This window comes from Methylobacterium sp. AMS5, from assembly GCF_001542815.1.
Classification (GTDB): Bacteria; Pseudomonadota; Alphaproteobacteria; order Rhizobiales; family Beijerinckiaceae; genus Methylobacterium.
In genome coordinates, this window is record NZ_CP006992.1 from 3,581,440 (window position 1) to 3,597,763 (window position 16,324).

General features: G+C 69.9%; 17 protein-coding genes. 15 read left to right on the forward strand and 2 right to left on the reverse strand.

The window, feature by feature from the left end; genetic code table 11:
- Positions 1–154: 154 nt before the first annotated feature.
- The 5 genes from nagZ (at position 155) to Y590_RS16150 (ending at position 4,011) form a co-directional block, all read left to right on the forward strand.
- Positions 155–1,183: a beta-N-acetylhexosaminidase gene (nagZ, locus tag Y590_RS16130; protein WP_060770742.1), complete on the forward strand. Its 1,029-nt coding sequence runs from the start codon at positions 155–157 to the stop codon at positions 1,181–1,183.
- Between the two features lie 266 nt (positions 1,184–1,449).
- Positions 1,450–1,749, forward strand: coding sequence for a twin-arginine translocase TatA/TatE family subunit (locus Y590_RS16135; protein WP_060770743.1), 300 nt, complete (start codon positions 1,450–1,452; stop codon positions 1,747–1,749).
- A 144-nt stretch (positions 1,750–1,893) separates the two neighbouring features.
- On the forward strand, positions 1,894–2,370 hold the full coding sequence (tatB, locus tag Y590_RS16140; RefSeq protein ID WP_060770744.1) for a Sec-independent protein translocase protein TatB: 477 nt from the start codon (positions 1,894–1,896) through the stop codon (positions 2,368–2,370).
- On the forward strand, positions 2,367–3,167 hold the full coding sequence (tatC, locus tag Y590_RS16145; RefSeq protein ID WP_003605996.1) for a twin-arginine translocase subunit TatC: 801 nt from the start codon (positions 2,367–2,369) through the stop codon (positions 3,165–3,167). The genes tatB and tatC overlap by 4 nt, the downstream gene beginning before the upstream one ends.
- Before the next feature lie 139 nt (positions 3,168–3,306).
- Entirely contained in the window at positions 3,307–4,011 is a 705-nt protein-coding gene (locus Y590_RS16150) for a hypothetical protein (RefSeq protein WP_060770745.1), read from the forward strand.
- Positions 4,012–4,017: 6 nt separating this feature from the next.
- On the opposite strand, the gene Y590_RS16155 is transcribed toward Y590_RS16150, so the two are convergent.
- Positions 4,018–5,193 (reverse strand): MFS transporter, encoded by a 1,176-nt coding sequence (locus Y590_RS16155; RefSeq protein ID WP_060770746.1) that lies wholly within the window; start codon positions 5,191–5,193, stop codon positions 4,018–4,020.
- A gap of 446 nt (positions 5,194–5,639) precedes the next feature.
- On the opposite strand from Y590_RS16155, the gene msuE reads away from it, so the two are divergent.
- From msuE to Y590_RS16205, 10 genes are all read left to right on the forward strand, one after another.
- Positions 5,640–6,209 carry an FMN reductase gene (gene msuE, locus Y590_RS16160; RefSeq protein ID WP_060770747.1) on the forward strand — a complete coding sequence of 190 codons (570 nt, stop codon included), beginning with the start codon at positions 5,640–5,642 and terminating at the stop codon, positions 6,207–6,209.
- Position 6,210: 1 nt separating this feature from the next.
- Positions 6,211–7,194: an aliphatic sulfonate ABC transporter substrate-binding protein gene (locus tag Y590_RS16165; RefSeq protein ID WP_060770748.1), complete on the forward strand. Its 984-nt coding sequence runs from the start codon at positions 6,211–6,213 to the stop codon at positions 7,192–7,194.
- 8 nt (positions 7,195–7,202) lie between these two features.
- Complete coding sequence (locus tag Y590_RS16170; RefSeq protein WP_060770749.1) at positions 7,203–8,051, forward strand: ABC transporter permease subunit; 849 nt, start codon at positions 7,203–7,205, stop codon at positions 8,049–8,051.
- Positions 8,052–8,091: 40 nt separating this feature from the next.
- On the forward strand, positions 8,092–8,883 hold the full coding sequence (locus Y590_RS16175) for an ABC transporter ATP-binding protein (RefSeq protein WP_060770750.1): 792 nt from the start codon (positions 8,092–8,094) through the stop codon (positions 8,881–8,883).
- Between the two features lie 28 nt (positions 8,884–8,911).
- Entirely contained in the window at positions 8,912–10,087 is a 1,176-nt protein-coding gene (gene ssuD, locus Y590_RS16180; protein WP_060772325.1) for an FMNH2-dependent alkanesulfonate monooxygenase, read from the forward strand.
- A gap of 16 nt (positions 10,088–10,103) precedes the next feature.
- Entirely contained in the window at positions 10,104–11,072 is a 969-nt protein-coding gene (locus Y590_RS16185) for a sulfonate ABC transporter substrate-binding protein (protein ID WP_060770751.1), read from the forward strand.
- Positions 11,073–11,154: 82 nt separating this feature from the next.
- Positions 11,155–12,117, forward strand: coding sequence for an aliphatic sulfonate ABC transporter substrate-binding protein (locus tag Y590_RS16190; RefSeq protein WP_060770752.1), 963 nt, complete (start codon positions 11,155–11,157; stop codon positions 12,115–12,117).
- Between the two features lie 34 nt (positions 12,118–12,151).
- Positions 12,152–13,534: an FAD/NAD(P)-binding protein gene (locus Y590_RS16195; RefSeq protein WP_060770753.1), complete on the forward strand. Its 1,383-nt coding sequence runs from the start codon at positions 12,152–12,154 to the stop codon at positions 13,532–13,534.
- 336 nt (positions 13,535–13,870) lie between these two features.
- On the forward strand, positions 13,871–14,080 hold the full coding sequence (locus Y590_RS16200) for a hypothetical protein (RefSeq protein ID WP_003606058.1): 210 nt from the start codon (positions 13,871–13,873) through the stop codon (positions 14,078–14,080).
- Positions 14,081–14,317: 237 nt separating this feature from the next.
- Complete coding sequence (locus Y590_RS16205; protein ID WP_060770754.1) at positions 14,318–15,010, forward strand: DUF2147 domain-containing protein; 693 nt, start codon at positions 14,318–14,320, stop codon at positions 15,008–15,010.
- A gap of 115 nt (positions 15,011–15,125) precedes the next feature.
- Here the strand turns inward: Y590_RS16205 and Y590_RS16210 are convergent, their stop codons facing one another.
- Positions 15,126–16,286, reverse strand: coding sequence for a zinc-binding metallopeptidase family protein (locus Y590_RS16210; RefSeq protein WP_060770755.1), 1,161 nt, complete (start codon positions 16,284–16,286; stop codon positions 15,126–15,128).
- Between the last annotated feature and the right edge of the window lie 38 nt (positions 16,287–16,324).

A 16,324-nucleotide genomic window follows, 5' to 3' on the forward strand; every position in this document is an offset into this window, starting at 1 on the left:
TCCTCCGGATCCCGCGCGATCCCTGGAAGATCCTTCGAGGCCGCTTCGCGGCACCTCAGGATGAAGTCGTGAGTGGGATCGAGTCCGTGCTCGCCCCCCGCGATTGCTGCAAGCCCTCTCGCCCGTTTCGCCCCATCCGAGGAACGCCGGCCCCATGACGTCCGCCAGCATGACCTCCGCCAGCACGCCCCGCGCCGTCATCCTCGGCTGTTCCGGCCCGACGCTGACGCCCGAGGAAACCGCCTTCTTCCGCGATCTGCGGCCCTGGGGCTTCATCCTGTTCAAGCGCAACATCGGCACGCCGGACGACGTGCGCGCCCTGACCGCCGCCTTGCGCGAGACGGTCGGGCGGGCGGATGCGCCGATCCTGATCGATCAGGAGGGTGGGCGGGTGCAGCGCATGGGCCCGCCGCACTGGCCGAAATATCCCGCGGGCGGCCGCTTCGGCGCCCTCGGCGACGCCGCCGCGGCGATGGCCCGGCTCGGCGCCCGGCTGATGGCGCACGACCTCGCGTCGGTGGGGATCAACGTCGATTGCGCGCCGATGCTCGACGTTCCCGTCGCGGGCTCGGACAACATCATCGGCGACCGGGCCTACGGCGACACGCCGGAGCGGGTGATCGAACTCGGCCGCGCCGTGGCCGAAGGGCTGATGGCGGGCGGCGTGCTGCCGGTCATCAAGCACATTCCCGGTCACGGCCGGGCGACCTGCGACAGCCATCTCGACCTGCCCGTGGTCGAGGCCGACCGCGTCAGTCTGGGCGAGAGCGATTTCCGCCCGTTCCGGGCGCTGGCCGACCTGCCGCTCGCCATGAGCGCGCATGTGGTGTTCACCGCCCTCGACCCCGAGCGGCCCGCCACCCTGTCGGAGCGCGTGATCCGCGAGATCGTGCGGGGCGAGATCGGCTTCGACGGCCTCCTGATGACCGACGACCTGTCGATGCACGCGCTTGAGGGCCCGTTCCGCGAGCGGACCGAGGCGGCCTACCGCGCCGGCATCGACGTGGTTCTCCATTGCAACGGACGCATGGAGGAGATGCGCGCCGTCGCCGAAGCCGCGGCGGATCTCGCGGGGGAGGGCGCGCGCCGGGCCGGGGCCGCGCTCGCCCGCCTCGCGCCTCCGGACGCTCTCGACGTCGCCGAGGCGCGTGCCCGCTTCGATGCGGCCTTCGCGATCGCATAACAGCGATCTCATCGCCTCTTTTCCGGCCTCGAACGCCGGCAGCCGCCTCCGCGGCCTTGGCGTTCGCTCTGCGGGGCGCTTTTCGCGCCCGACGGCCTGACGACACGCCCGGCAACGAGGCGGAGTGCGACAAAGAAGGGCAAGCGCTGCGCAGCCTTTGCCCGCTTGTGCGCCCTGCACTGCTTGTGTTCGCGCCACTCGATCCCTAGGTTCGCCCCAATTCAAGTGGAGGCGCCGCCGGAGTTGGTGCGGCGTAGGAGGTTGCCATGGGCAGCATGAGTGTCTGGCACTGGGTCATCGTGGCGGTCGTCGTCATGCTGCTGTTCGGCCGCGGCAAGGTGTCGGAGCTGATGGGCGACGTCGCCAAGGGCATCAAGGCCTTCAAGAAGGGCATGGCCGACGACGAGACCCAGCCGAATACGGCGACGAGCGTTCCCCCGGTGAGCCCGAACGATCCGGTCCGCACGCTGCCGCACCAGGGCGCGCCGGGCACCGCCCCGCAGCCGCCGCATGTTCAGCCGCACGTCCAACCCCATGTGCCGGCGGGCGACCATAAGGCCGTCTGACCGACGGGCTCGACACGGGGCGTGCAAAGGGGCGCGTAAGGGCTGCGCCGGCTTTCAGGCACGGTTGAAGATCGGCTCCGGGCAGGATAGCGCGGGCCGCACGCCCGTCCTGGACAGGCGCGGCCCCGCGGGACGGACGACGCAATGCTGGACATGAGCTGGGGCGAAGTGATGCTGATCGGCGGCGTCGCCCTGATCGTCATCGGACCCAAGGATCTGCCGAAGGCCCTGCGCACGCTGGGTCAGATCACCACCAAGGTCCGGCGCATGGCCGGCGAGTTCCAGTCGCAGTTCAACGAGGCGATCCGCGAGGCGGAGCTGGAAGAGGTCCGCCGCGACGTCGAGGGCGTCAAACGCACCGTCGATTCCGCGCGCCCGACCTTCAACCCCGTGGACACCATCCGCAACGAGATCCGCAGCGCGGTCGAGGGCCGTCCCGGGTCCGGCAGCAAGGATGCTGAGGCGAAGGATGTCGATGTGAAGGACACCGGCAGCTTCGACGTGCCCCGGCCGACGCCCGGCCAGCAGGCCGAGCAGATGCACGGGGCTCCGGCACACGCCGCCGTCGAAACCTCTTCCACCCCCCGCGGCACCAAGCCCGAGACAGGCCCGACTCCATGAGCGACGAGCGCGATGAGGCCGAGATCGAGGCCTCGCGGGCACCCCTTCTGGAGCACCTGATCGAACTGCGCTCGCGACTGATCAAGTCGCTGATCGCGTTCATCGTGATGTTCTTCGGTTGCTTCTTCTTCTCGAAACAGATCTACAACATCCTCGTCTATCCCTACGTCTCGATCGTGGGGGCGCAGAATGCCGAGCTGATCGCGACCCATTTCCTCGAACAGGTCTTCACCAACATCAAACTCAGCGTGTTCGGCGCGGGCTTCCTGGCCTTTCCCGTCATCGCCACGCAGGTCTATGCCTTCGTCGCGCCGGGCCTCTACCGCAACGAGCGCCAGGCCTTCCTGCCCTATCTCGTCGCGACGCCGATCTTCTTCCTGCTCGGTGCGCTCGTCGTCTTCTTCCTGGCAATGCCGCTGCTGATCCAGTTCTCGGTCTCGCTCCAGCAGATCGGGCAGCCGGGCGAGGCGACGATCAAGCTCCTGCCGAAGGTCGACGAGTACCTCTCGCTGATCATGACGCTGATCTTCGCCTTCGGGCTCGCGTTCCAGATGCCGGTGATCCTCACGCTTCTGGGCCAGATCGGCGTGATCGACGCGGCCTTCCTGCGGGAAAAGCGGCGCTACGCCATCGTGCTGGTCTTCGTCGCCGCCGCGGTGCTGACGCCGCCGGACGTGATCTCGCAGCTCTCGCTGGCGATCCCGATGCTGCTTCTCTACGAGGCCTCGGTGTTCTCGGTCTCGCGCATGGAGAAGATCCGCGCCGCCCGGCGTCGGGCGCAGGGGATCGAGGACTGAGCGAGGGCTGATCGGCGCGCCAGTCGGACCCGGCGTCTGAGGAGAATATAAGCAAGATTGCGCATCACCATTTTGCGCGCAATCTTGAAAGGCTCCGGCCCCGCGCCACCCTTCTCCGACCTCAAACGGAGAAGATCTCATGTTCCAGACGATGCGGACCGCCCTAGCGGTCGCCGCCCTGACGACGCTGGCGGGTACGGCCCAGGCGGCGGAGCTTCAGCGGGTGCGCGGCACCATCGAGAAAAGCGACGCCGGCACGGTCACGATCAAGACCACCGACGGCACCTCCGAGACGGTGCAGGTCGGCGGCGCCAAGTTCGCCTGGGTGGTGAAGTCGAGCCTCGACCAGATCAAGGAAGGCACCTTCATCGGCACCGCCACCAAGGGCGAGAACCCGATGACGGCGCTCGAAGTGGTGCTGTTCCCCGAATCCATGCGCGGCACGGCCGAAGGCCATTACGGCTGGGACGCGATCCCCGACCACACGGCGGGCGGCGGCGGGCCGGTGGTGAAGAGCTCCATGACCAACGGCACCGTGAAGGCCGGCGGCGCCGGGGCAAGCGGCGCGCCGAAGGTCAAGAGTTCGATGACCAACGCCACCGTGGCGAGCAGCAATGCCGGCTCCGGCAGCGGCGGCGAGCGCACGCTCACCGTGACCTACGACAAGGACGGCTCGAAGACGATCGTGGTGCCGCCCAAGGCTCCGATCGTCGCCTTCGACCCCGCCGACAAGTCGATCCTGACGCCGGGCGCGAAGATCTTCGTGGTCGCGGCCAAGGACGGCGGCAAGCTCGAAGGCAAGCTCGTCGCGGTCGGCAAGGACGGCCTCACCCCGCCGATGTAAGCTGCGTCACGACCGTCCCTGGCTTGGCGCCAGGGACGGCCACAGGGGCCGCGCCGCCGCCGTGGCGGCAAGTCCGAGGCCCAGAAGGGAGACGGCCGCAGCCAGGGCCGGCAACTCCGAATACCCCGCCCCCAACGTCAGCGCCGTGCCTCCGAGCCAGGCGCCGAGCGCGTTGCCGAGATTGAACGCTCCCTGGTTCAGGGTCGAGGCGAGGTTCGGGGCGTCGCTGGCCGCCTCCACCACCCAGACCTGAAGCGGTGAGACCAGGGCGAAGGCGAGCCCGCTCCACAGCACCAGCACCGCCAGTGCCGGCCAGGTGAAGGGCGCGACCAGCGAGAACACGACGAGCACGGCGATGAGGCCGGCAAAGCTGCCGAGCACCGTGCGCATCAGGCTGCGGTCGGCGAACCAGCCGCCGGCGAGATTGCCGATCGTGAGGCCGAGACCGGCCGCGAACAGCGCCCCCGTCACGCCGCCGGGCGTCAGATGCGTCACGGTGAGCAGGAACGGCGCGATATAGGTGAAGACGGTGAAGAAGCTCACCGAGGACAGGGTCGAGACCAGCATCGGCCGCAGCACCGGCCAGCGCCCGAGCGCACGGAACTCCCGTGCGAGGCCGCCCCGCGTGCCGGGCATTCCGCCGGGCAGGGCGAGCGCGATGGCCGCCCCCGCCACGACCCCGATGCCGACCACCGCCCAGAAGGTCGAGCGCCAGCCGAACGCCTGACCGAGCGCGGTTCCGAGGGGCACACCGAGAACGTTGGCGAGCGTCAGCCCGGCGAACATCAGGGAAACGGCCTGCGTGCGCTTCTCCCGCGGCACGAGGTTGCGCGCGACGATGGCGCCGATGCCGAAAAAGGCGCCGTGGGCGAAGGCGGTGGCGACCCGCGCGGCCATCAGCCATGCGTAGCTCGGCGCCAGGGCACAGGCGAGGTTGCCGAGAATGAACACCGCCATCAGGGCGAGCAAGGCCGCTTTGCGCGGCAGGCGCGCGGTCGCCATCGCCACGAGCGGCGCGCCGATCACAACACCGAGCGCGTAGCCGGACACGAGGTGGCCCGCCTGCGGAATCGTGACGTCGAAGTCGCGCGCCATCTCCGGCAGGAGGCCCATGATGACGAACTCGGTGGTGCCGATGCCGAAGGAGGCGACGGCGAGCGCGAGGATCGGCAGGGATGCCATGCAGAATGCTCCGGGCAGCGCGTGTGTTGCGCCGCAATACAAGCGCCGCAACATGGTCATCTCGGGCGGACGCGACAGGCGCATGATCGGGAGGCAGACCTGCACTCAGGTCAGAACGACCGCGCCAGAGGGCTCCAACCCCGGCCCGGACGATGGGCCCCTTCGATGCCCCCTTGATGCCCCCCTTGGAGCGACCACAGGCCACGGACGAGCGCAAAAAGAATCTCTCTGCCTTGCCGCGCGAAGCGAGAGAACCGTCCTCCGGTCCAGGAAAACAACGCAAAAACAATCCGTTGATTTGCCCCACCCCAAGTCTTTAAATTTCATGACAACAACGCCCCAACAACGCTCCGCAGCCCTTCGAAGATTTGAGGCTTGAGACACTCCTTCAGGAGGTTTCTGGCACCGCTCTTCCATGGCCGCGGCCCTGCCTCGGATCATTCGCGATGCCCGCACGGATCGTTGCCTTCTCCGGCAACACGCACCGCCCCTCCCGCACCCGCACCCTGGTCGAGGCGGTGGCCGCCGAATTGTCGCGCCAACGCCCGATCGACCTGAAGGTCTACGATCTCGTCGATGCCGGCACCGGCATCGCGGTCGCGAGCCGTTCGGCCCTGCCGCTGCCGGCGGCGCGGATCGTGGAGGCGATCGAGACGGCCGACGCGCTGATCATCGGCTCGCCGGTCTACAAGGGCAGCTATGCGGGGCTGTTCAAGCACCTGATCGACTTCGTCGCCCCCGAGGCGCTTGCGGCCAAGCCGGTGGTGCTCACCGCGACCGGCGGCGGGCCGCGCCATGCGCTGGTGGTCGAGCACAGCTTGCGCCCGCTCTTCGGCTTCTTCTCGGCGCAGACCGTGCCGACCGCCGTCTATGCCGGCGACACCGAAATCGCCGAGGGCCGGGTCGCCGACGAGATCGTGCGGGCCCGTGTGGCGCAGGCCGCCGCCGAACTCGCCCGGCTGCTCGACGTCGCGCAGGTCGTCTCGGCACCGCTGGCGACGGCCGCGACGCGCTGAGATGACGATGCTCGACCGTCGCCGCCTCCTTGCGGCCGGCCTCGCCTTGGCCGGCACCGCGCTTCCGCTCCGCCTTGCCCGCGCAAGCGAGCCGAGCGTGCTGCGCATCGGCTACCAGAAGAACGGCATCCTCGCCGTCGCCCGCGAGCAGGCCGCGATCGAGGCCGCGCTGAAGCCGCAGCGCGTGAGCGTGCGCTGGGTCGAGTTCTCGTTCGGGCCGCCGCTGCTGGAGGCCCTGAATCTCGGCGCGATCGATTTCGGCCAGACCGGCGACGCGCCGCCGATCTTCGCCCAGGCCGCGGGTGGGAACCTCGTCTACGCGGCGGCCCAGCCCAACGGCGGCTCGGGCTCGGCGATCCTGCTGCCGAAGGGCTCCCCGATCGCCACGCTCGCCGACCTCAAGGGCAAGCGCGTCGCCTTCGCCAAGGGGTCGAGCGCGCATAACCTCACCGTCGCCGCGCTGGAGAAGGCGGGACTGTCCTATCGCGACATCACCCCCGTCCTGCTGGCGCCGGCCGATGGCGCGGCCGCCTTTGCCGGCGGCACGATCGACGCCTGGACGGTGTGGGATCCCTACTTCGCCATCGCCGAGGAAGGGCAGGGCGCGCGCATCCTCGTCCAGGCCCCGGACATCACGCCCACCAACAATTTCTTCCTCGCCAACAAGGTTTTCGCCGAGGAGCGGCCCGAGGTGCTGAAGGCGGCCATCGCCGCGCTAGGCACCGTCGCGGTGTGGTGCGAGGGCAATCGTCCCAGCGTCGCGGCGAGCCTGTCGAAGATCACCGGCGTACCGCTGGCTGCCACGCGCCGCGCGGTGGATCGCATCCGCTTCGTCATCGCGCCGATGGATGCGGCGGTGACCGCCGAGCAGCAGCGCATCGCCGACCGCTTCCACGCCATTGGCGTGATCCCCCGCTCCGTGCGCGTGTCCGACATCGTCTGGACGCTGCCGGCACCCCCCAACAAGACCCAGAACAACGGATGAGCCGAACCATGGCCGATTCCGCCACGATCCAATCGCTTCCCGGCCGCGCGCACCGCGCCGAGGCCGCCGCGCCGCTTCAACGCAAGCCCCTGCGCCTGCCCACGGGCCGGCTGCTGCCCTGGCTGCTGCCGACTCTCGTCCTGGCCGGCTGGCAGGCGGCGGCCTCGTTCGGGCTCGTCTCGACGCGCTTCATGCCCGCGCCGCTCGACGTCGCCGCCGCCGGCTGGCGCCTCGCCCAGACCGGCGAACTCTGGGAGAACCTGTGGGTCAGCTTCGCCCGCGCGGCCGCCGGCTTCCTCGTCGGCGGCGGCATCGGGCTGAGCTTCGGGCTCGCCAACGGCCTGTCGAACCTCTCGGAAAAACTCACCGACACCACGTTGCAGATGGTGCGCAACATTCCGCACCTGTCGCTGATCCCGCTGGTGATCCTGTGGTTCGGCATCGACGAGGGGGCCAAGCTCTTCCTCGTGGCGCTCGGCGTGTTCTTCCCCGTCTACGCCAACACCCTGCACGGCATCCGCTCGGTCGATCCGCAACTCATCGAGATGGGCCGGGTCTACGGCATGAACCGGCGCGAGCTGTTCTGGCGCGTGGTGCTGCCCGGCGCGCTGCCCTCGATCTTCGTCGGCGTGCGCTACGCGCTCGGCATCATGTGGCTGACGCTGATCGTCGCCGAGACGATCTCGGCCAATTCCGGCCTCGGCTACATGGCGATGCAGGCCCGCGAGTTCATGCTGGTCGATGTCGTGGTGCTGGCGATCCTGATCTACGCCGGGCTGGGCAAGATCGCCGACAGCCTGACCCGGGCGCTCGAGCGCACCTGCCTCGCCTGGAACCCGGCCTACCGCAACGCCTGATCTTATCTGTCCGCGCGTCATTCTTCCGCGAGTGAGTTCCATGTCCGCTGCCACCGCCCTGCGCGTCGAGGACGCCCCCGCGCGCCCTCGCGACGCCGGCCTTGCCATCACCCTGCGCGGCCTCTCGAAAAGCTTCGACGGGGGCGCCCCGGTCATCCGCGGGCTCGACCTGCACGTGCCCGCCGGGCAGTTCGTGGCCGTGGTCGGCCGCTCCGGCTGCGGCAAGAGCACCCTGCTGCGCCTGATCCTCGGTCTCGAGGAGCCGACCGCCGGCCGCGTCACCGTCAACGGTGGTGACGGAAACAGCGCGACCCAATCCAGGAAAATCATGTTCCAGGAGCCGCGGCTGCTGCCCTGGGCGCGGGTCGCCGACAACGTCGCGGTCGGGCTCGGACGCGAGATCGGCCGTGCCGAGCGGCGCAAGCGGGCGCTCGCCGTCCTCGACGAGGTCGGGCTGGCGGAGAAGGCCGGCAACTGGCCCGCGACGCTGTCGGGCGGCCAGCGCCAGCGGGTGGCGCTCGCCCGCGCCCTGGTGAGCCGCCCGGCGCTGCTCGCCCTGGACGAGCCGCTCGGGGCGCTCGACGCCCTCACCCGCATCGAGATGCAGGCGATGATCGAGCGGATCTGGGAGTCCCAGGGCTTCACCGCGATCCTCGTCACCCACGATGTCGGCGAGGCGGTGGGACTCGCCGACCGCATCCTCGTGGTGGAGGAGGGGGCCATCGCGCTGGATGTCGCCGTGGACGTGCCGCGCCCGCGCCGCCGCGGCGACCCGGCGCTGGCCGAACTCGAAGGCCGCATCCTCGACCGGCTTCTCGGCCACCGCGCCTGACTTTTTTGCGATTTCCGGAGCGTATTCCATGAGCGTACAGACCGACGGCAAGACCGACGTCCTCTGGTTCCTGCCCACCCACGGCGACGGCCGCTATCTCGGCGCCGCGGAAGGCGCGCGCGACGTCTCGCTGCCCTATCTCCGTCAGATCGCCCAGGCGGCGGACGACCTCGGCTATTACGGCGTGCTGCTGCCGACCGGCCGCTCCTGCGAGGATTCCTGGGTCGTCGCCTCGGCGCTCGCCCCGCTGACACAGCGCCTGCGCTTCCTCGTCGCCGTGCGCCCCGGCCTGCAGGAGCCGTCGATGGCCGCGCGCATGGCCGCGACGCTGGACCGGATCTCCGACGGGCGCCTCCTCATCAACGTCGTCACCGGGGGTGATCCGGTGGAGTTGAAGGGCGATGGCGTCTTCCTCGATCACGACGAGCGCTACGTCGTCACCGACGAGTTCCTGCACATCTGGCGCGGGCTGATGGCCGGCGAGACCGTGAACTTCGAGGGCAAGCACCTGCGCTCCGAGAACGGCCGAGTGATCTTCCGTCCCGTCCAGGCGCCCTATCCGCCGCTCTATTTCGGCGGCTCCTCGCCCGCCGGCATCGAGGTCGCGGCCGAGCATTGCGAGGTCTACCTCACCTGGGGCGAGCCCCCGGCCGGCGTCGCGGAAAAGATCGCCAAGGCCCGCGAGGCCGCCGAAAAAAAAGGCAAAACCTTCTCTTACGGCATCCGCCTGCACGTCATCGTGCGCGAGACGGAAAGCGAGGCCTGGGAGGCGGCCGACCGGCTGATCTCGCGGCTCGACGACGCCACCATCGCCCAGGCACAGGCGACCCTGAAGCGCCAGGATTCCGTCGGCCAGAGCCGGATGATGGCGCTGCACGGCGGCGACCGGAACAAGCTCGTGGTCTCACCCAACCTCTGGGCCGGCGTCGGCCTCGTGCGCGGCGGGGCGGGAACGGCTCTGGTCGGCTCGGCCGATCAGGTCGCCGACCGGATGAAGGAGTACATCGATCTCGGCATCGACCGCTTCATTCTCTCCGGCTACCCGCATCTGGAGGAGGCCTACCGCTTCGCCGAACTCGTCTTCCCGAAGCTCCCCCTGCGCGCCACCACCGGCACGGCGCCGAGCACGGCGCGCAACAACGGCCCGTTCGGCGAGGTCATCGCCAACGACATCGTGCCGACCCGCCGCGTCAGCGCCCACTGAGCAGAAAGGTTCGCCGATGCCCGCCCGCGCCGTCACCGCGCCTTCGCTGCTGCCGCGCCTCTGGCTGGCGCTCGCCGCGCTGATCTTCGTCAGCCTCACGCTCGCCGCCCATGCCGACGAGCGGGTGGTGCGGGTCGGCTACCAGAAATACGGCACGCTGGTGCTGCTGAAGGGCCGCGGCAGCCTGGAGCCTAAACTCAAAGCGCTCGGCTACCGGGTGCAATGGTCGGAATTCCCTTCCGGCCCGCCCTTGATGGAAGCGCTGAACGCGGGCGCCGTCGATTTCGGCTCGGCGGGCGAGACCCCGCCGATTTTCGCCCAGGCCGCGAGCGACGTCCTGGCTTACGTCGCCCACGAGCCCGCCGCGCCGAAGGGCGAGGCGATCCTGGTTCCGAAATCCAGTGCCGTGCAATCGGTGGCCGATCTGCGCGGAAAAAAGGTCGCGCTCAACAAGGGCTCGAACGTCCACTACCTGCTGGTGCGGGCCCTCGAGGCGGCGGGTCTGACACTTGCCGACATCACCCCGGTCTACCTCGCACCCGCCGATGCGCGGGCGGCGTTCGAGCGCGGTTCGGTCGATGCCTGGGTGATCTGGGACCCTTACTTCGCGGCAGCCGAAGCCGGCGGCAACGCCCGGGTGCTCGCCGACGGCACCGGCCTCGTGCCGAACCACCAGTTCTATCTCTCCTCCAAGAGCTTCGCCGCCGAGAACGGCCCCGCGCTCGACGCCATCGTCGCGGCGATTGCCGAGGTCGATGCCTGGGCGGGGGACAACACCGACGCGGTGGCCAAGGAATTGAGCCCCTCCGTCGGCATCCCGGCGCCGATCCTGAGCATCGCCCTCAAGCGCCAGACCTATGGCATCCGCCCCCTCGACGAGGCGGTGACGAAGGAGCAGCAGCGCATCGCCGACACCTTCCACGGGCTCAAGCTCGTGCCGAAGACGGTCGATATCGCCGGCGCCGTGCGCAAGCCGGGAAGCTGATGTTTTCCCGCAATCGCCTCATCCCTGCCCCCTCCCGATAAGGGAGAGGGGAATGCCGCCGAGAAAACCCGAAAAGCCCCCCATGAACCGCCGGTCCGCCTCCCGTCTCGTCCTCGCCGGTCTCACCTTCGGCCTCGCCCTCGGTCTCACCCCGGCCGCGGCGGAGGAATCCACCCTGCGCATCGGCTATCAGCGCTCCTCGGCGCTGATCTCGCTGCTGCGCGAGGACGCGACCCTGGAAACGGCCCTGAAGCCGCTCGGCGTCAGCGTGTCCTGGCACGAATTCACCAGCGGCCTGCCGATCATGGAGGCGCTGAATGTCGGCCGCATCGACGTCTCGGCGGACGTCGCCGACACCGTGCCGGTCTTTGCACAGGCGGCGAATGCCCGGATCACCTACATCGCGCAGGAAGCGGCCTCGCCCGAGGCGCAGGCAATCCTGGTGGCGGGCGATTCCCCGCTCAAGACGGTGGCCGACCTCAAGGGCCGCAAGGTCGCGGTCACCAAGGGCGCCGGCAGCCACTATCTGCTGCTGGCCGCGCTGAAGGCGGAGGGGCTGCCCTTCAAGAGCATCAATCCGGCCTATCTCACCCCGGCGGACGGGCGTAGCGCGCTGGCGGGCGGCAGCGTCGATGCCTGGGTGGCCTGGGACCCGTTCCTCTCCGCCGCGCAGATCCAGGCGGGTGCGCGCATCCTGCGGGACGGCACCGGGCTCTCGGCCTACAAGCGCTACTACCTCGCCTCCGACGCCTACGCCGAAAAGCGCGCCGACGTGCTGACCCTGCTCGTCGCCAAGCTGCGCGAGGCCGGGGCCTGGGTGAAGGCCGACCCGGATGCGGCCGCCGCGCGGCTGGGCGCCCTGTGGAAGATCGAGCCCGAGATCGTCAAACAGGCCAATGCCCGCCGCTCCTACCGGGTCGAGCCGGTGAACCGCGCGGGGCTGTCCGAGCAGCAGACCATCGCCGACGCCTTCCGCGCCGAGGGGCTGCTGCCCCGCGCCGTGGATGCATCCGCGCTGCCGGTCTGGGAATCGCCGTCACGCTGACCCGAGGGAGTTTCACGCTAAGGGATCGAAGACGATGACCCGTCAGGCGAGCCTGCCCCCCATCGCGGTGATCGGCGCGGGGTTCAGCGGCACCATGGCCGCACTCCAGCTTCTCGAGACCCTGCCGCCGGAGCAGCCGGTGCTGCTGTGCGAGCGCGGGGGCAGCTTCGCGCGCGGGCTCGCCTACGGCACCGGCAACCCGGCCCACCTCCTCAACGTGCGCGCCGCCAATATGAGCGCCTTTCCCGACCGGCCGGGCCATTTCGAGGAGTGGCTCTCCGGCGCCGATCTCGGCGAAGGCGTCGTGACGACGTCGGCCGGCACCTTCGTGGCGCGGGGCCATTACGGCAGCTATCTCACCGACCTGCTGACCGCGGCCGTCACCGGGCCGGGGGTGCCGCGCCTGCGCCTCGTCAACGACGCGGTGGTCGATCTGGAGCCGCGGGCCGGCGGCTTCCTGCTGCGCACCGAGGGCGGGCAGACCCACCGGGTCGCCGGCGCCGTGCTCGCCATGGGCAATCTGGCCTCGGCGGCGCCCAAGAGCCGCCACAGCCTCGACCCCTGGGCCCCGGACAGCTTCGGCCGCCTGCACCCGCACGCGCCGGTCCTCATCGTCGGAACCGGCCTCACCATGCTCGACGCGGTGGCGAGCCTGCGGGCGCAGGGCTTTACCGGCGCGATCCTCGCCCTGTCGCGCCGCGGCCTGCTGCCGAACGCCCACGCCCCCACCGGCCTCTGGCCCATGCCGGACCTGAGGCCGGCCGACTTCGCCTCCCTGAGGCGGCTCCTCGCCCGCATCCGCTCGGACGTCGCGCGAGCCGCGGAGCTCGGCGTCGGCTGGCACGGCGTCATCGACGCCCTGCGTCCGCTCACCGATACGATCTGGCGCAGCCTGCCGCCGCAGGAGCAGGTCCGATTCCAGCGCCACCTGCGCCCGTTCTGGGATGTGCACCGCCACCGCACCGCCCCACCCGCCGCGCAGACCATCGCCGACGAGATCGCCCGCGGCGCCCTCACGGTGCGGGCCGGGCGCCTGATCGAGATCGAGGACGAGGCCGCGCAGGCGGTGGTGACGCTGCGCCTGCGCGGGGCCGAGCGCCCGGAGCGCCTCGCCGTCCAGGCGATGATCGATGCCACCGGCTTCGGCCATCTCCCGCAGAGCCGCGACCCGCTGCTGCGGCGGCTGCTCGATCGGGGCCTCGTGCGTCCCGGCCCGTTCGGGCTCGGTCTCGATGCGGGCGTGGATTACCGGGCGGTCCGCGACGCGGCCGGGGAGGGCGGGGGACCGCTCTGGATCCTCGGGCCGCTCCTGCGCGGCGTCCTGTGGGAATGCACCGCGGTGCCCGACATCCGCAACGAGGCGGCGGAACTGGCCGGCCTCGTCGCCGCCGCCCTCGACCGCGCCGCCGCGGCGTAGCGCAGCCTCGTTCAAGTCGTCCAACGAATCGTCCCGAAGCGGCGGAGAGCCTTGCCTCTCCGCCGCCTCACGCATTCGTGAGGGACGGCGCGTTGCCTGTCCGATCGCCCGGCATCCCCCGCTCTCGCCGCAAACCGTTGATCAACCTGAGGTTTCATGGCGGCGGACGCCACCTTTCGCACGCCGGCTCACAATCCGGAATCGTTCTAAAGAGCTTGCTACGAGTTTGGACCTGTTCTAATCAAGGGTGGTGACGGCGGGACGTGCGGGGGCCCGAACGCCCCCCACGACGGACCCGCCAACGAGCAACGATCGAACGAAAACCGGAGAGAGATCATGGCCACCTCGAGCAACGCCGCCTGCCAGAGCTGCCGCTTCTTCGACGACCACAAGACCAACGGTGCCCAGGCCGCGGGCGACCAGGGCCTGTGCCGTTTCAACCCGCCGGTGAGCCAGCCCGACCCGCAGAGCCAGGGCCTGTGGCCGGTCGTCGCCTCTAAGGATTGGTGCGGCCACTTCACCGCCGACCTCGCCCCGGCCGAGTAAGTCGCGCCTCGCCCGAAGTAATCCGAAAGGGCCGGTGCCACAGGCACCGGCCCTTTTCGCATGGGGCGTGCGACGACCGGCAAATTGCGTCGGAACCGCCCCGCGGCGGTCATGATCCGGTCACCTTCCGATTCGATGGCTGCGGCGAAGGGGCAACGGTCCGTGCGCGGGCCGCCCCATCGTCAGGATGAACGGTGCGGCCCGGACTCGCCGCCGCGCCTGAGTGGGGATGTTTGCATGATCTTCGGACCGATCGGTGCGCGTGCGCCTTTCCTCCGCACCGGCCGCGTCGCGGCCCTCGCCGCCGGCCTCGCCGCCCTGGGCGGTCTGTCGGTGCTGCCCGCCTCGGCCGCGGCGCCCCAGCATGACCCGAGCGGCACCTGGCTGACGCAGGACGGCAAGGCGCGCATCCGCGTCGAGAAGTGCGGCCCGCAGGAGAAGAACCTGTGCGGCTACGCGGTGTGGCTGAAGACGCCGCTCAACGACGAGGGCAAGCCGCGGGTCGATTTCCGCAACCCCGATGCGAAGAAGCGCACCCGCGCCGCGCTCGGGCATCAGCTCATCCTCGGCCTCAAGCTGAACGAGGATGCCCATTACGAGGGCAAGATCTACAACGCCGAGGACGGCAAGTTCTACGACGTCACGGTCTGGTCGGACGAGCCGGAGGAACTGACGGTCAAGGGCTGCCTGATCGCCTTCCTGTGCCAGTCGCAGACCTGGAAGAAGGTCACCGACACCCAGCCCGGCCAGCTCACCGGCCCGACCAACGGCCCGAACGGGCCCCGCGCCGACGCCGAATGGACCCCCAAACCCGCCCCCGGCACGGCCGCCAGCGCGCCCGCCGCCACCGGCAGCGCAGGCCCCGCGACGAAGCCGGCGCCGAAGCCCGCCGCCCCCAAGACTCCGGCGGCGCCGGCCCCCGCGCAGTAAACGGCTGCACGAACGGGTCACATGACCGCTGCGGCAGGCATGCCGGACGAGGCGAAAGCCCCATCCGGTATGCCTTGTGATGACGGATCGCTTTCGGCCCCCCGGCGAAAGCAGCTCAGGTCGTCGGGGTCGCCACCCGCTGGCGCAAACCCGCGATCACCGCCTTCAGCATCTCGGCGCTCGCCTCGTCGGTGAAGCCGCCGGGCGCGCGCGCGGCGTAGATCCGCTCATGCACGAAGGCGAGCTTGGCGATCACCGACGGCGTCAGCGTGAACGGATAGAGCGGCGGCTGCCCCATGGAGCGGCTGAGCGAGTTCACGGCGTAGGTGAGCGGGATCCACGCCTCGACCACCCGCTCGAAGTCCGGCGTCTCGTAGGGATCGAAATCGATGCAGGTGGCCGGTGCCGCCGGCTCCGCCTTGGCCCGCAGCTTCGGCTTCAGGCGGATCTCGAAAGCGCTGGCGGTCTCCAGCGTGTCGATGATGTGCAGGTAGTGGGCGAAGGTCTCGGCGAAATCCTCCCACGGATGGGCGGTCGCGTAGGACGAGACGAACGACTCCTCCCAGTGCGGCGGCGGCCCCTCGGCGTGATGGCGCTGGAGCGCGGCTCCGTAATCGGCGCTCTCGTCGCCGAACAGGGCGCGGAAGGTCGGCAGGCTCGCGTCGAAGCGCACCAGCAGGTTCCAGAAGTAATGCCCGATCTCGTGGCGAAAGTGGCCGAGCAGGGTGCGGTAATACTCGCCGAACAGCTTGCGGCGACGCTCCCGCTCGACGTCGTCGGCCTCGGCAATGGATAGGGTGATGAGCCCATCGAGATGGCCGGTCATCACCGGCGGTCCGGCGGATTCGGCGAGGAAATCGAAGGCGAGCCCGTCGGAATATTGCTCCCGCGTCACCAGCGGGAGGTCGAGGCGCAGGAGCGAGTAGAACAGCCGGTGCTTGGCCGCCTCGATCCGGCGCCAGCGGTCGAGATTGGTCCCGACGCCCAGGTCCGGCACCATCCGGTTGTGGCGGCAGGCGACGCAGAAGGCCTCATCGGATTCCGCCGGCACCATCCAGTTGCAGGCGTCATGGGCCGCATTGGCGCAGAGGCGGTACTTGCGACCGGGATGGGCGTAGGCGCGGAACAGCGGCCCGCGCTGATCCTCTCCGCTGGGCTCCAGCGCCGAGATTTCGTGCCGGTCGCAGACATAGCCGAGCCGCCGCTGGCAGCTCTCGCAGGCGGTGCTCTCGAACGACAGCGGCTGGTCGCAGGCTTGGCACTGGAAGATTTTCATGGGAGGCCCCCGCTCCGGCCGTCGCGGGGTTCTTACAA

Excerpts from the sequence above, each read along its gene's own strand:
- nagZ (WP_060770742.1), top strand. The coding sequence starts at position 155 with ATGACGTCCGCCAGCATGACCTCCGCCAGCACGCCCCGCGCCGTCATC.
- Y590_RS16135 (WP_060770743.1), top strand. The coding sequence starts at position 1,450 with ATGGGCAGCATGAGTGTCTGGCACTGGGTCATCGTGGCGGTCGTCGTC.
- tatB (WP_060770744.1), top strand. The coding sequence starts at position 1,894 with ATGCTGGACATGAGCTGGGGCGAAGTGATGCTGATCGGCGGCGTCGCC.
- tatC (WP_003605996.1), top strand. The coding sequence starts at position 2,367 with ATGAGCGACGAGCGCGATGAGGCCGAGATCGAGGCCTCGCGGGCACCC.
- Y590_RS16150 (WP_060770745.1), top strand. The coding sequence starts at position 3,307 with ATGTTCCAGACGATGCGGACCGCCCTAGCGGTCGCCGCCCTGACGACG.
- Y590_RS16155 (WP_060770746.1), bottom strand. The coding sequence starts at position 5,193 with ATGGCATCCCTGCCGATCCTCGCGCTCGCCGTCGCCTCCTTCGGCATC.
- msuE (WP_060770747.1), top strand. The coding sequence starts at position 5,640 with ATGCCCGCACGGATCGTTGCCTTCTCCGGCAACACGCACCGCCCCTCC.
- Y590_RS16165 (WP_060770748.1), top strand. The coding sequence starts at position 6,211 with ATGACGATGCTCGACCGTCGCCGCCTCCTTGCGGCCGGCCTCGCCTTG.
- Y590_RS16170 (WP_060770749.1), top strand. The coding sequence starts at position 7,203 with ATGGCCGATTCCGCCACGATCCAATCGCTTCCCGGCCGCGCGCACCGC.
- Y590_RS16175 (WP_060770750.1), top strand. The coding sequence starts at position 8,092 with ATGTCCGCTGCCACCGCCCTGCGCGTCGAGGACGCCCCCGCGCGCCCT.
- ssuD (WP_060772325.1), top strand. The coding sequence starts at position 8,912 with ATGAGCGTACAGACCGACGGCAAGACCGACGTCCTCTGGTTCCTGCCC.
- Y590_RS16185 (WP_060770751.1), top strand. The coding sequence starts at position 10,104 with ATGCCCGCCCGCGCCGTCACCGCGCCTTCGCTGCTGCCGCGCCTCTGG.
- Y590_RS16190 (WP_060770752.1), top strand. The coding sequence starts at position 11,155 with ATGAACCGCCGGTCCGCCTCCCGTCTCGTCCTCGCCGGTCTCACCTTC.
- Y590_RS16195 (WP_060770753.1), top strand. The coding sequence starts at position 12,152 with ATGACCCGTCAGGCGAGCCTGCCCCCCATCGCGGTGATCGGCGCGGGG.
- Y590_RS16200 (WP_003606058.1), top strand. The coding sequence starts at position 13,871 with ATGGCCACCTCGAGCAACGCCGCCTGCCAGAGCTGCCGCTTCTTCGAC.
- Y590_RS16205 (WP_060770754.1), top strand. The coding sequence starts at position 14,318 with ATGATCTTCGGACCGATCGGTGCGCGTGCGCCTTTCCTCCGCACCGGC.
- Y590_RS16210 (WP_060770755.1), bottom strand. The coding sequence starts at position 16,286 with ATGAAAATCTTCCAGTGCCAAGCCTGCGACCAGCCGCTGTCGTTCGAG.